We start from the raw sequence: 13,755 nt of genomic DNA on the forward strand, positions 1-13,755 counted from the left end.
GTCGCGCGGGCTGAGACCGCCATAAGGGGAGTGCATGTTCCGCTCAGCGCTTCCCGAGAACGAGACGCCTGCCGGTTGGTGGAACAGCTGGTGGTTCCTTGCGGCCCTGGTGCTGATATCGGCAATTCCGCTGCTGTATCCAACGGTCCCGCCGCTGACCGATCTGCCCGAACATATGGGCCGGTATCGCATTCAGCTGTCGGACCCGGCGTCCCCGCTGCGGCAGGACTATTTCGAATTCCATTGGGCCTTCATCGCCAACCTTGGCGTGGACCTGCTGATCGTGCCGATGGCGGCGCTGTTCGGGCTGGAGCTGGGCGTCAAACTGATCGTGATCGGCATTGTGATGCTGACGATCACCGGCATGCTGTGGATCGCGCGCGAAGCGCATGGGCGCGTGCCCCCGCCGGCCTTGTTCGCGCTGCCGCTTGCGTATGGCTTCCCCTTGATCTGGGGCTTCCTGAATTTCCTGTTGTCGATGGCGCTGGCGTTGAATGCCTATGCGCTGTGGCTCCGGCTTGGCCGCGCGCAAAGGTTTCGTCTGCGCCATGCGCTGTTCGTGCCGATCGGCCTGATCCTGACGACCGCGCACATTTTCGGCTGGGCCGTGCTCTGCCTGCTCGCCTTCGGGGCCGAGGTGGTACGCGAACGCGACGCCGGCCGCACGCTCATCCCCAGCCTGTGGCATGGCGGCCTGGCCTGCCTGTCGCTGGCGCCGCCCCTGCTGCTGCTGATCATATGGCGCAGCGGCGATGCCAGCGGGCAGAATGTCGACTGGTTCTATTGGCGGGCCAAATATGTCTATCTGATCTCCAGCCTGCGCAACAGCGTGATGTCGCTGGATATCGCCAACGTCTATCTGCTGTGGGCGCTGATCGCGCTGGGACTGGCGGGCGTGTGGGTGCGCATGAACCGCACGCTCGGCATCGCCGCGCTGATGCTGATCATCGCCTATGTGCTGTTGCCGCGCATCCTGCTCGGGTCGGCCTATGCCGACATGCGGCTGGCGCCCTATGTGCTGGCGATTGCGGTCGTGGCGATCGCGATGCGGTCGCAGAACCGGCGCTGGGCGGCTATCGTCGCTGGTGCCGCAGCTATTCTCTTCGTCGCCCGCATCGCGATCCTGACCGAGAATTTCGCGTGGCATGAGGCGGCAAACCGGCGGCAGCTGTCAGCGCTGAATCATGTGAAGCCCGGCAGCCGGGTGTTCGTGCAGGTCTGGCTGCAATGTATCGGGCGCTGGGAGACGAGCCGCATGGATCATCTCGGCGCGATGGCGATCGTCCGGCGCGAGGCCTTTGCCAACGGTCAATGGACCGATCCTGGCGCTCAATTGGTGCGGATCAAATATAGCCCTGCCAAAGGCTATGCGGAGGATCCGACGGAGATTTTGCGCCCGCACCGCTGCCGCGATCGGCGCACCAAACCCTATCCGGAAGGTATCAACTACCTGCCCCACGACGCCTTCGATTATGTCTGGCTGATTGACATCCCCCGGTCGCGCTGGAACAGCTTCCCGGGCCTGGAGCCGATCTGGACCGGCGGCCGTTCGGGCATCCTCTACCGCGTGCTGCCCGGATCGGGCTCCGCCACCAAGGCCAACGACACGCCGACCGGCAACAGCCCGCGCACCGCGGCATGACGCTCGGCTCCGAATAACGCTGTCAGCAGCCGGTTGAGCGGCTTGGCGGGCACGCGATCGTCATCGCCGCCGGTGCGGCCGAGCAGACGATTGACCATCCGAATACCGACGATCGCGGGCAGCAACAGGCTGTTGAACGCCGCGCGATGCAATCGCCGAAAGCCGGCGGCGCGCACTGCCGCATCCAGGCTTTTGGCGGTGTAGCGGCGCTGATGATGATGCGCGACGTCATGCCCGCTCCACAGCGCCGGTATCGCGGGCACCGCGAGCAGCACCCGTCCGCCCGGTGCCAGCTTGGTGCGCAGCGCCGTCAGCGCGCCGACATCGTCGGGAATATGCTCCAGCACGTCCAGCAGCACGATCAGATCGTAGGCGCCGTCTTCCAGCGGAACGTCGGGCAGATAGCCGCCCTTGATGACGAGCCCGGTGCGCTGCGCGGCAAAGGCGCGGGCATGGTCATCGGGTTCGATCGCATCGACCGAGCCGAACTGCTGCAGCATCGCGATATTCGATCCGGTGCCGCAACCAACCTCCAGGATCCGCATCGGGCCGGCTTTCGGTCGAAAGCGCTCGATCAGGGCGGTCAGAATCCTGCGTCGGCCGACGAACCACCAATGGTGACGATCAATCTCAGCCATGCGGTCGTAAACATGACGTTCCATCAGCTCTGGTCGCTCGCCGCGCCGATCCGTTCGCGCACGACGTAGATCGGCCGCCGCTTGGTCTCCACCAGGATGCGCCCGACATATTCGCCGAGGATACCCAGCGAGAGCAATTGCACCCCGCCGAGGAACAGGACGGCGACCATCATCGAGGCATAGCCCGGAACGTCGACGCCATAGAGGATGACCCGCCCGATCAGCAGGAAGGCATAGAGCAGCGCGACCGCCGCCACCACGAAGCCGATATAGGACCAGACGCGCAACGGCGCGGTGGAGGCCGAGGTCAGGCCGTCGATCGCCAGCTTCCACAATTTCAGATAATTGAATTTGGTCCGGCCCACCGCACGTTCGGCCCGGTCATATTCGACCGCCGCCTGGCGGAAACCGCCCCAGGCGAACAGCCCTTTCATGAAGCGGTTGCGTTCCGGCATCGCCCGGATGACGTCGACAACCTTGCGATCGAGCAGGCGGAAGTCGCCTGCATGTTCGGGTATCTTGTCCTCGCTCAGCCAATTGTGCGCGCGGTAATAGAGATCGGCGGTCAGGCGTTTCGGCAGGCTGTCGGTCATGCGGTTGCGCCGCACGCCGAAGACGACTTCATGCCCCAGCCGCCATTCGTCCAGCATCGCCCCGATCACCTCGGGCGGGTCCTGCAGGTCGACGTCGATCGGGACGACCGTCTGGCCGCGCACATGATCGAGGCCGGCCGACAAGGCCGCTTCCTTGCCGAAATTGCGCGAGAGCGAGATGCCCACCACGCGCGGATCGGTGCGATTGGCGGCCATGATCGCGGCCAGCGTCGCATCGGAGCTGCCGTCATCGACGAACAGCATCTCCCACAGCACGGGCAGGCCCTGTGGATCGCGCAGCGCTTCCAGCACATTGCCGACCCGCGTCACGAATGGCTGGACCGCGTCTTCTTCATCCTTGACCGGTACGATCACGGAGATGAGCGGGATTGGCTGCGGATCCATCCTCTCTTGTGGCGCGCTTGCGGGGGCAGAGGCAAGTTTCACCGGAAGACCCACCAACGATTGAGGACGAACAAAAGAGCAGGCGTGACGAACCAGATCGGCACATACAGCGTCCAATGCGGCAATTTCAGCGCTTCGGTAAGTAGCCAGGCCCAAAAAGCATTGAGCGCAAGGCTGGGGATCGACGCGAGGACAAAGCGTATCTTGCTCGCACGATCGCGTTTGCCATGATTGCGGAACGTGACCCGGCTGTGCAGCACATAGCCCAACGTCACGGCTGCCAGATAGCCTGCGATATTGCAGATCTGCAGCGGCAAGTGGCTCCAGCTGTCGAGCACGACCAGCACCGCGGAATAGAGCGCGGTCACGATGCCCCCGTTCACGCCATAGCGCACGATCTGCCAAAACATCTCGCGCCGCTGTTGCGCCACCGCGGTCATTCCCGAATACAGTCCTTTGCTCTTTCTCCCCGGGCTCGTAGAGCGCCGCCAGCGGCGAGGGAAGTGTGGTGATCGGCGAAAATTGGGTTCGGGGCTTCGACAAGCCCGCGCATTGGCGCCGCTGGTTCCTGCTCTTCTGGGCAGCGACGGCTGTCTATATGCTCTACTACAAATGGAACGCGATCCACTGGTTCGCGCTCAGCGACACGGACGACAATCTGCGTTTCGCGCAGGTGCGCGCGCTGCTCGACGGCCAGGCCTGGTACGATTTGCGCCAGCACCGGATCGATCCGCCCAACGGCATTTCGGTCCATTGGTCACGCCTGGTCGACCTGCCGATCGCCGGATTGATGCTGATCCTGCGCCCCCTTCTCGGCTGGCAGGATGCCGCGCGCTGGGCCTGCGCGATGGCGCCGATGCTGGCCTTCGGCGCCGCCTTATACGGCATGATGTTGACGGCGCGGCGACTGGTCGACCGGTGGGCGTTCTTGTTGGCGGGCGCCATCCTGGTCTGTGCGAACACCAGCATGCTGATGTGGATGCCGCTACGGATCGATCATCATGGCTGGCAGCTCGCCAGCCTGATCGTGACCGTCGCCGGCATGGCTGATCGGCGGAAGCTGCGCGGTGGGGTCACCGCCGGGCTCGCCACCGCATTTTCGCTGACGATCGGGCTGGAATTGCTGCCATATCTGGCGGTCGCCGGCGCATTGATCGTGCTGTGGTGGGTGATCGAGCAGGATCAGGCGGACCGGCTGCGCGGCTATGGCCTCAGTCTCGCCGCCGGCGCGGCGCTGGGCTATGCGCTGTTCGCCTCCTACGACAACCGCCAGCTGCTGTGCGACGCGCTGACGCCGGTCTATCTGTCGACCCTGTTGGTGACGGGCGGCCTCGCGGTCGCATTCGGCTCCCTGCCCTTTCCCCAACGCTGGCTGCGGATCGTGGCGGCGTTGGTGGGTGGTGCGGCGATCTGCGGCGGCTTTGCGCTTGCCTTTCCGCAATGCCTCGGCCGGCCGGAAAACCTGTCGCCCGAACTCTACAAATTGTGGTTCAGCCACATCAAGGAAGCCAAGCCGCTTTACCAACATGGCTGGCGCATCGCCTTCCCGACGCTATCGCTGTCGGTGATCGGCGTCGTCGGCTCGGCCTGGGCCTTTTGGCGCGTGCGCGGCACCGACAAGGCCATCCCCTGGGCGCTCGTCGCCCTGTTGTCGCTCTTCTCGGCCTTGCTGCTCTTCTGGCAGACCCGCGCCGGGCCAGGCTCGCAGATGCTCGGTACAATCGGCGCCACCGCGCTCGGCTGGGCGATGCTGCGCTGGACGCTGGCGCATCGCAACCTGCTCGTCCGGATTTTCGGATCGGCGGTCATATTCCTGTTCGTTTCAGGATCCTTCGCCAGCATTATCGTGCAGAATATTCCCCAGCACCGTGCCGCCTATCGCAAGCGCGTCGATACGGCGAACCGGCGCTGCCCCACGTTGCCGGCGCTGCGTCCGATCGGCGCGCTACCGCCCGCGACGATCCTGACCTTCATCGATCTCGGTCCGCGCCTGATCGCGACCACGCATCACAGCGCCATCGCCGGCCCCTATCACCGCAACGGCGGCGACATCCTCGACATCCAGCACAGCTTCCGCGCCACCGATCCCGAAGTCGCGCACGACGTCATGCGCCGGCATGGCGCCAGCTTGCTGCTGATCTGCCCCGGTCTGTCGGAATCGACCGTCTATGGCAGCGAGGCGCCCAAGGGCTTTTATGTCCAGCTCGTAAAGGGCCAGGTCCCCGGGTGGCTGGCCCCCGTGCCCCTGCCCGATACGTCGCCCTATCGTCTGTGGCGTCGATTGAACTAAGGCGATTCCCCGGCTTGAGCCGGGGTCCGTTGCCCAACTGGCCGATGTCCCGGTACGCCTTTGGGCAACCGCCGCATTATCGCCTGGCCGCAACGCGAAAGCGCGATAAGCTGTATCGTGCGCGTCGCCTTTCTTCTCTTCTCGTTCCTGATCGTCGCAGGGTGCCATAAACGGGCGGCCGCGCCACCGTCGCACCTGATCCTGTGGGCGTGGGAGCGGCCCGAGGATCTCCGCTTCGCACCCGATACAGAGATCGCGATCCAGACCGGCTTCATCGTCATAGCCGGAGACGCCGTCCATGCTCGCGGCCGCTACTTCCCGCTGAAGAGCGCGCAGCCGCCCGCGACCGCTTTGGTTCATGTTCAGATCGATCACGGGAAGGCGTTCCGATGGAACCCGGCCTTGCGCCGTCAACTCGCCGCAGCCGTCCGCCACTATGCGACCGTGCACCCGACCCATCGCGTCCAGCTGGATTTCGAGGTCCGCCGGTCGGAGCGGCAGGCTTTGCTTGATACCCTTACCGACCTGCGCCGCGCACTTCCGGCATCGACCACGCTCTCGATGACTGCGCTCACCTCCTGGTGCATGTACGAAGATTGGCTGAACGCGGCGCCGGTCGATGAGATCGTGCCGATGCTGTTCCGCATGCAGGACGACGGCCCCGCCATCATCAAGACGCTGGCGGACGGGGGTGATTTTCGCAATCCTCGCTGTCGCGCCGCGCTCTCGGTCTCCAGCGATTCTCCCGTTCCGCGGGCGCCGCGCGGACGGCGCGTCTATCTCTTCAGTCCGCGCAGCTGGACGGCGCAATCGTTCGGCCAGGTGCGGCATGCGGTGGAGGCGTGGCGATGATGCGTCTGGCAGTCTTGCTGACGGCAGTGATTTTATGCGGCGTGCCATACGCGCCCGCAACGGCATCCGGCCCCGATCCCCTTCCTTACAGCTTCATCCACAATCGCGGCGGCGAAGCACAGGACCGCGACCGCCTCTATCGGGGCAATATGGGCGTCTTTCTGCCCACCGGATCCGACGGGCGCCTTTATCTGCAATGGCGCCTGATGAACGGCCTCGACATCACCCCCGCCATCGGAGACACGCTGAACCGACGCTGCTGCGTCAGCGGCGGTTGGCCAGATTCCGACGACGCCATCGAAGACTGGATTGGCGCGGTACGCAGTGTAACAAGGGTCCAGCCGTCCGAAACATGGATCGCCACGGATCGGCCCGGAACCGAATATGGAGAGGTGCAAAATTGCTTCGGCGACGCCTTTCATAGCGCCGCCGCGACGCTGAAAGAGCGCGCCGCGCGCTATGGGCGGCAGAGCGCCGCCGTGCGCGCCTGGCTGGCGACGCAGAATGCCGTTTTCGCAGCGTGCAGCGATCCCAAGGCCACTTTGCCGGCCCCGCTCGCCAACGCGCCGCAATGGTTGCGCGCCGACCGCGCCTATCAGGAAGCGGCGTTTGCGCTCTACCAAGTCCGTATCGAGGAGGCGTTTCGGCGCTTCCGCGCGATCGCCGCTGATCCGACATCCCCCTGGGCGTCGCGCGGCCTCTATCTCAGCGCGCGGGTGATGTACCATGCCGCCCTGCTCCATCGCTCGCCCGACGCCTATAAGGCGGCACGCGCGGCGATCGCCCCGCTTCAGGCCCGCCCGGGGGCTTATGGCTATGGGGAGGTGCGGATCATGCTGCGCGCGCTTGCCTTTCGCTATCGCCCCGCCCTCCTGTTCGGCAAGCTCGACCAGGAACTCAATGCGAAGGTTCCGGTACCGGATCTGGCGCGGGGCGTACGCGACTATGTCAATCTGTCCGAGCGGCTGCCGACCCGGCCTGATCTGGCGGACTGGCTGGCGACGCTCCGCAACCCGCAACGCGCGCCGGCGCTTGCGCATGCCAGCGAACGCTGGGCCGCGACCCGCAAGCAGCATTGGCTCGTGCTGGCGCTGACGCTCGCGCGGCCGGACGATCCGCAGGCTGCCACCCTCGCGGCAGCGGCACTGCAGGTACCGCGCAGCAGCGCGGCGTGGAAAACCGCGCAATATCATCAGCTCCGACTGACCATCGCGCACGGCGACCCCGCGGCGCTACGCGCGCGTGTTGACACGATCCTGGTATCGGAACTCTCCAGTACGGACCGCAATTTGTTCGAGGGCATCAGGGCGCAATTGGCGACGAGCCTTCCGGACCTGATGCGCTTCGCCGTCCGCCGGGTGTTCTGCCCCGATTATGGTGACAAATGTCCGCCCAACACGCGGTTCAACCACGATCCGTCCCTCGCGGCGCGCAGGCCTGGTAGCGATCCGGTTGCGCTGGCGCCAGACGCCAAGGCGATCCTCGATCGCTTGCCGCTGCATAGCCGGATGACGGTGGGGGCCGGTCTGCCACGCGAATTTCGACTGGATCTCGCACTCACCAATTTCGGCCGTGCGGTCCAGTTGCAGGACGATGCGGCGATCGATCAGCTTGCTGCCGAGCTTGCCGTTTTGCTGCCCGCAATCCGGCAGGATTGGCTCACGATCCGTCATACCCCGCCGGGCCCGGCAAAGCGCTTCGCGGAATTTTTCGTTCTCGCCAAGATCCCGGGCATGTCCCCGGACTTTGCCGGCTATACGCGACCGGAAGGGACGCCCCGGCAATGGCAGGGCGATTGGTGGGATTGGATGATCCTGCCGCGCCCGGCCCGTGCCCGCATCGACCCTCCAGATGCCTCCCGCTACAATCTGTGGGAATCCAGGCAAAGCGCCGATCAGGCGCATCCGGATCTGGTCTGCGGCGCCTATTGCGGTGCCAGCGGCTTTCCCCTGCACCTGCCGCAATTCGCCATCGAGGCCCAACCGCGCGCCCGCGTCGAGCGTAGCCGCCTGCTGTTTTACAATGACGACAACAAGGCGAAGCTGCCGCCGGGCAGCGTCTCCGCCTGGGCCAGCCTGCTAGAATATGCGCGCGCGCATCCGCGTGACCCACGATCACCCGAAGCCTGTTACTGGCTGATCCGCATCACGCGCTGGCGTACCGCCCATGACCGCATTGGCTATAAGGCGTTCCGCTTGCTCCACACCGTGCACCCGCGCTCGATCTGGACGAAGCGCTCACCCTTATATTTTGATTGAGCGGTGGGACGCAGAAGCGGCATGGGGGAGAGGGCAGCAATGATGCGTATCGCGACCTTGCTCGTAGCGCTTGTGCTGTTGGTCCTCGCCACCCCGCCCGCCCGGGCGTCGGGTGCGGATCCCGGTCCCTTTAGCTTCATCGACCGTCATGGCGGCAGCCCGGAGGAGCGCGCCCGCCTCTATCGCGGCAAGATGGGAGTGTTCCTGCCCACCGCGTCAAACGGTCTGCTCTATCTGCAGTGGCGCCTGATGAACGGGCTGGACGTGGGTCTCGCCACCGGGGCCGCGCTCAACGCGCCCTGCTGCGACGTCAGCGACCCGAACAGCCCGTGGGAAGGCATGGTCGCCTGGAATCAGGCGGTTCGCCTCGTCCCCGGGGCCGACGCCTCCAACACATGGATCGCGACCGAACTGCCCGGGCCCGATTATACCCAGATCCCGAATTGCTTTCCCGATGCGTTCAGCAGCGCGGCCACCACATTGAAGGATAGGGTCGCACGCTACGGCAGTGGCAATCCTGCCGTGCGGGCGTGGCTGGCAACGCAAAATGCGGTGTTTGCCGCTTGCAGCGACCCCAAGGCGATCCTGCCTGCGCCTCTTGCCAATGCGCCCTCCTGGTTGAAGGCCGACCGCGCCTATCAGGAGGCCGCCTTTGCCCTGTACAAAGGCCAGACCCAGGACGCTTTGGCTCGCTTCCAGGCCATCGCGCGCGACACAAGCTCCCCCTGGGCGCCGCGCGGCCTCTATCTGAGCGCGCGTACCCTTTATCGTGCGGCGCTGAAGGAGCGCTCGCCCCAGGCTTATGCGGCCGCACAAGCCGCCATCGCCCCGCTGCGCGCACGCGCCGATGCCTATGGCCATGGCGAAGTCCGCGGCATGGTGCGGGCGCTGGCTTATCGTTACCGTCCCGCCCTTCTCTTCCGAAAACTGGACGAGGAACTGAACGCCAAGGTGCCAGTGGCGGATCTTGCCAAGGGCCTGCGCGACTATGTCAATCTGTCCGCGCGCATCACCGATCGTCCCGACCTTGCCAACTGGCTGACGACGCTGCAGGCCAATGAGCGGGAGGCCGCGCTTGCGCATGCGACCGAGCGTTGGACGGTGACGCACAAGCCGCACTGGCTCGTCCTGGCCTTGACCTTGGCGAGGGCAGAGGATCGCCAGGCGGCCACGCTCGTTGCGGCGGCCGCGACTGTGCCCAGAGACAGCCCGGCATGGACGACAGCGCACTATCATCAAATCCGGCTGACCTTCGCTAGCAGCGATCCGGCGGCGCTGCGGGCGCGTGTCGACGCGCTGCTCGCATCGGACCTTTCAAGTTCGGACCGGAATCTGTTCCTCGGGATGCGCACGCAGCTTGCGACCAGCCTCCCCGACATGATGCGCTTTGCCGTACGGCGGGTCTTTTGCTCGGAAAGTCCGCGCGATTGCCCACGAAGTACGGATTCGCTCTACGACGATACGCTCGCACGAAGCGAACCGGGCGGAGACCCGATCGCGCTGGGCCCCGAGATCAAGGCCATCCTCGACCGCTTGCCCCTGCACGACCGCATGATGGCCGGTGGCACCTTGCCACACGCCTTTCGGCTGGACCTGACGCTGACCAATTTCGGTCGCGCCGTCCAGTTGCAGGACAATCCCGCTATCGATCAGCTGGCGGCAGAGCTTGCAAGTCTGCTCCCCGCAATCCGGCAAGACTGGCTGACGATCCGCCGCACCCCACCCGGCCCGGCCAAGCGCTTTGCCGAATTCTTCGTGCTCGCCAAAATACCGGGAATGGCGCCCGATTTCGCGGGCTATAGCCGGCCCGAGGGGACGGTGCGGGAATGGCAAGGCCGGTGGTGGGACTGGATGATCCTGCCGCGTCCGGCCGCCATCCCGATCGATCCTCCCGATCTGGCGGCATATAATCTGTGGGATTATGCGGGGGCAGACGCCGCGCATCCCGATCTCGTGTGCGGCAGCTTCTGCGGGCCCGCGGGTTTCCCCCTGCATCTGCCCCGCTTCGCGGCCGCCGGGCAGCCCCGCGCCCGGACCGAGCGTCGTCGGCTGATCTTCTACACCGATCAGACCAAGGGGCAGCTGCCCGCCGGAAGCATCTCTGCCTGGGCCGATCTGCTCCGCTATGCCCGCGCCCATCCGCGTGACCCGCGATCGCCTGAGGCGCTGTATTGGCTGATCCGCATCACGCATTGGGGCAACGCGCATGATCGTGTCGGCTACAAGGCGTTCCGCCTGCTGCACACGGTCCATCCGCGGTCGGTGTGGACGAAACGCTCGCCCTTTTACTATGATTGAGGTGCGTCGCGCTCGGCAGCGGATGGGAGGAATGCCCCCACCAGCAGCACGATCAGGAACAGATAATCCTTGATCAGGCTCCAGCAGATCCGCAGCATGCGTCGCGAGCGAAGCGGTTGCAGGGCATCACCCTTATCGCAACTTGAGCGTTAAGCTCGCCTGGCGGCCAACGCCCTCCAGCTCGACCCGATCTTGGTAGAAATGGAGATAGGCATAGGCCGTCTGCTCGGTATCGAGCATCGCCTTCAGATTCACATAATGAATGCCGTCGCGCAGGCCGTAATTACCTTCGTGATTATGCCCGTCGAGCCAGATCTTGGCGCTCGGATGGCGTTCCAGCATGGCGATCACGTCGCCCGCATTCCACAGATTATGGGGGTTTTCAGGCCATAGCGGGAAATGGCTGAACAGGATCGCCTTGAGCCCGCGCCGGTCGGCCTCGGCCAACTGCGCGTCGAGCCAGCGTAATTGCGCTTCGTCGATGCCGCCGTCCCACAGCGGCTTGGCCGGATAGAGCGTCCTGTGCAGCGCCATGCTGTGGGCCAGCTCGGCACTGCCCGCCGGCCAGGCATAGGAGCTTAGTCCATTGCCGTCGGTGACGATGAACATCCAACCATGCTGCACGAAGCTGTGATAGCGCGCCGGCATGCCAAGCTTGGCCGGCACCATGGCCTTCTGCGCATCCGCGACCGCGAAATCGTGATTGCCGAGCACGAACCGCCACGGCGCGCGCGCAGTGGCGGCGATCGGCAGCAGCACGTCGTAGCTCGCCATATCCTTGTCGATGAAGTCGCCGAGATGGACCGCGAAGGCGAGCTTATGGCGGTTGAAGTTCGCCACCGCGTCGCGCAGCTTGCCCGGCGCGGTGTGATAGAGCCGCGGCGGCGCGTCGGGCTCTTCCGCAAACTGGCAATCCGCGACCGCACCGATGGTGAATTGCGGGCGCTCGGCGACGGCAGGCGCGGCGCCAAGGCCGGAAAAGGCAAGCAAAAGCGATAGGATCAGGCGCCGCATGTGGTTTCTCAGCTTTACCGGTGCCGCTCCTGGGGCCCACAGCGCGCTAGGTAGCGACTGTTCTATTTAGATGTCACCGTCATTGCGAGCGGAGCGAAGCAATCCAGTCCCGAGCGCGGAACTGGATCGCCGCGGTGCGTACCGCGCCTCGCGATGACGGCTTCCTCGTCGTCCCGACATCCACACACTCACTGTCACAGGACCTTCATCTAGCCTCCCTAGTTCAAGCAAAAATAGCGACTCAGGGAGCGACGGGTGGCTGGCAACGGAACGCTGCTACAGGCGGCGGCGCCGATCATAGCGTCGTCGCGATGACCGAACTCATATCGATCACGGATCGTCGGCGGCTGGCCGACGAAGATGCGGATTTGCGCCGCGCCTTGCATCGCTTCGTTGAGGGCCGGCTGCGCGACCGCGGCGATAGCGAGGATTTGGTGCAGGAAACCTACCTGCGCCTTTACGATTACCGGCGCACGCGCACCGTCGCTGACGTCGGCGCCTTCTGCTTCGCGATCGCGCGCAACCTGATCCACGATCATCTCCGCTACCTGCGCGTGCGGCCGGTCGCGGCCGAATTGCCGGACGATATTGCCTGTCCCGCGCCGCGCGCCGACGAGATCCTTGCCTATCGCGAGCGTGTCGATCTGCTGACGCGCGCCTTGCGGGGGATGCCGCCGCTACGCCGCGAAGTCTTCCTGCGTCGCCGGCTCGACGGGCAGCCGTCCGCGCAGATCGCCGCCGATCTCGGGCTAGGGCTGAGCGCGGTCGAGAAGCATGTCGTGCGGGCGCTGGCCGATCTTCGCCAGGCGCTGGGTCGCCGCGCTCTTGGCCTGGGAGACGGCGCATGAAGCCCGTTTCCCGCGAGGCCGGTTCGGCGCTCGACCGCCGCGATCCGTTCCTCGACGATCCGGCGTTAACCGAAGCGTTGGCCGCCTGCGCCGCATCCGGCCGCCTGTCGGATCAGGACGTGCGCAGGCTGCGCACAAATCGCCGGCGCACGCTTGCATCGGCAACCGCCGCCACGCTCGTCGCAATCATAAGCGTGGCGGCCTGGCACATATTGCCGCCGCCCGCATCGCCGCCGACTGTCGCTTATTATGCGACGCAACGCGGCGAGCAACGCGCGGTGCGGCTGGCCGACGGATCGCACCTCCGCCTCAACGGCGCTACCCGCATCGCCGTGACGTTCGCCGCGGACCGGCGGGATATCCGGCTCGATTCCGGCGAAGCCTATTTCGACGTCGCGCACGATGCCGCCCGGCCCTTCACCGTTCATGCCGGCGCGTCCGGCGCGCGCGTGCTCGGCACGGCGTTCGATGTGGACTTACGGCGCGGGCAGGTGGCGCTCGCCGTCTATCGCGGCGCGGTTCGATTCGGGCGCGGCAGCGCCCCGCACGAGGGGGTCGTCGTCAAGGCGGGCTGGCGCTCGCAATTTGACGGTTTCGCGGCCGCCGCACCGCGCCGTTTCGATGTCGCCCAGCAGGACTGGCGGCAGGGCTGGCTCGACACCGACGCGATGCGGCTCGACGATCTGATCGAAGCGCTCAATCGGCAGGGTGGTCCGCTGGTGGCCGCACCGCCGGCGGCACTGGCGGCAATGCCCGTTTCCGGCCGCTTCCGGCTCGACGATCCGGCCCGATTGCTGGATGCGATCGGCGCCGCTTACGGTTTCTCGGTCAAGCGCGACGGCCCGCAATTGCGCCTCGTCCCATCCTGAGCCGTGTCATGAAATCGTCTTAAAAGTGACTGGAAAATAGAACAAAAT

General features: G+C 65.5%; 11 protein-coding genes. 7 read left to right on the forward strand and 4 right to left on the reverse strand.

The window, feature by feature from the left end:
* The first annotated feature begins 34 nt into the window (after positions 1-34).
* Positions 35-1,642 (forward strand): hypothetical protein, encoded by a 1,608-nt coding sequence (locus tag ACSBM8_RS18065; RefSeq protein ID WP_442679376.1) that lies wholly within the window; start codon positions 35-37, stop codon positions 1,640-1,642.
* Here ACSBM8_RS18065 and ACSBM8_RS18070 read toward each other — a convergent pair.
* From ACSBM8_RS18070 to ACSBM8_RS18080, 3 genes are read right to left on the reverse strand one after another with little or no spacing between them, the layout of a single operon-like run.
* Positions 1,561-2,304: a class I SAM-dependent methyltransferase gene (locus tag ACSBM8_RS18070; protein WP_442679377.1), complete on the reverse strand. Its 744-nt coding sequence runs from the start codon at positions 2,302-2,304 to the stop codon at positions 1,561-1,563. The two genes, ACSBM8_RS18065 and ACSBM8_RS18070, sit on opposite strands and share 82 nt — an antisense overlap.
* A complete protein-coding gene (locus ACSBM8_RS18075; RefSeq protein ID WP_442679378.1) occupies positions 2,304-3,278 on the reverse strand; it encodes a glycosyltransferase family 2 protein in 975 nt (324 codons plus the stop codon). The genes ACSBM8_RS18070 and ACSBM8_RS18075 overlap by 1 nt, the downstream gene beginning before the upstream one ends.
* A 38-nt stretch (positions 3,279-3,316) precedes the next feature.
* Complete coding sequence (locus ACSBM8_RS18080) at positions 3,317-3,718, reverse strand: GtrA family protein (RefSeq protein WP_442679379.1); 402 nt, start codon at positions 3,716-3,718, stop codon at positions 3,317-3,319.
* Between the two features lie 68 nt (positions 3,719-3,786).
* On the opposite strand from ACSBM8_RS18080, the gene ACSBM8_RS18085 reads away from it, so the two are divergent.
* The 4 genes from ACSBM8_RS18085 (at position 3,787) to ACSBM8_RS18100 (ending at position 10,976) form a co-directional block, all read left to right on the forward strand.
* On the forward strand, positions 3,787-5,568 hold the full coding sequence (locus ACSBM8_RS18085; RefSeq protein ID WP_442679380.1) for an AcrB/AcrD/AcrF family protein: 1,782 nt from the start codon (positions 3,787-3,789) through the stop codon (positions 5,566-5,568).
* Positions 5,569-5,685: 117 nt separating this feature from the next.
* A complete protein-coding gene (locus tag ACSBM8_RS18090) occupies positions 5,686-6,420 on the forward strand; it encodes a hypothetical protein (RefSeq protein WP_442679381.1) in 735 nt (244 codons plus the stop codon).
* Positions 6,417-8,678 (forward strand): hypothetical protein, encoded by a 2,262-nt coding sequence (locus tag ACSBM8_RS18095; protein WP_442679382.1) that lies wholly within the window; start codon positions 6,417-6,419, stop codon positions 8,676-8,678. Before ACSBM8_RS18090 ends, ACSBM8_RS18095 begins: the two co-directional genes overlap by 4 nt.
* Before the next feature lie 39 nt (positions 8,679-8,717).
* Entirely contained in the window at positions 8,718-10,976 is a 2,259-nt protein-coding gene (locus ACSBM8_RS18100; protein ID WP_442679383.1) for a hypothetical protein, read from the forward strand.
* Positions 10,977-11,108: 132 nt separating this feature from the next.
* Here the strand turns inward: ACSBM8_RS18100 and ACSBM8_RS18105 are convergent, their stop codons facing one another.
* The gene (locus tag ACSBM8_RS18105; RefSeq protein WP_442679384.1) at positions 11,109-11,990 is read right to left on the reverse strand and encodes a metallophosphoesterase; all 882 of its coding nucleotides are present in this window, start codon (positions 11,988-11,990) and stop codon (positions 11,109-11,111) included.
* Positions 11,991-12,301: 311 nt separating this feature from the next.
* Between ACSBM8_RS18105 and ACSBM8_RS18110 the strand changes: the two genes are divergently transcribed.
* Positions 12,302-12,838, forward strand: coding sequence for an RNA polymerase sigma factor (locus ACSBM8_RS18110; RefSeq protein ID WP_442679385.1), 537 nt, complete (start codon positions 12,302-12,304; stop codon positions 12,836-12,838).
* Positions 12,835-13,707: a FecR family protein gene (locus ACSBM8_RS18115; RefSeq protein ID WP_442679386.1), complete on the forward strand. Its 873-nt coding sequence runs from the start codon at positions 12,835-12,837 to the stop codon at positions 13,705-13,707. The genes ACSBM8_RS18110 and ACSBM8_RS18115 overlap by 4 nt, the downstream gene beginning before the upstream one ends.
* The last annotated feature ends 48 nt before the right edge of the window (positions 13,708-13,755 follow it).

This window comes from Sphingomonas sp. ASY06-1R (assembly GCF_052180265.1).
Taxonomy (GTDB): domain Bacteria; phylum Pseudomonadota; class Alphaproteobacteria; order Sphingomonadales; family Sphingomonadaceae; genus Sphingomonas_I.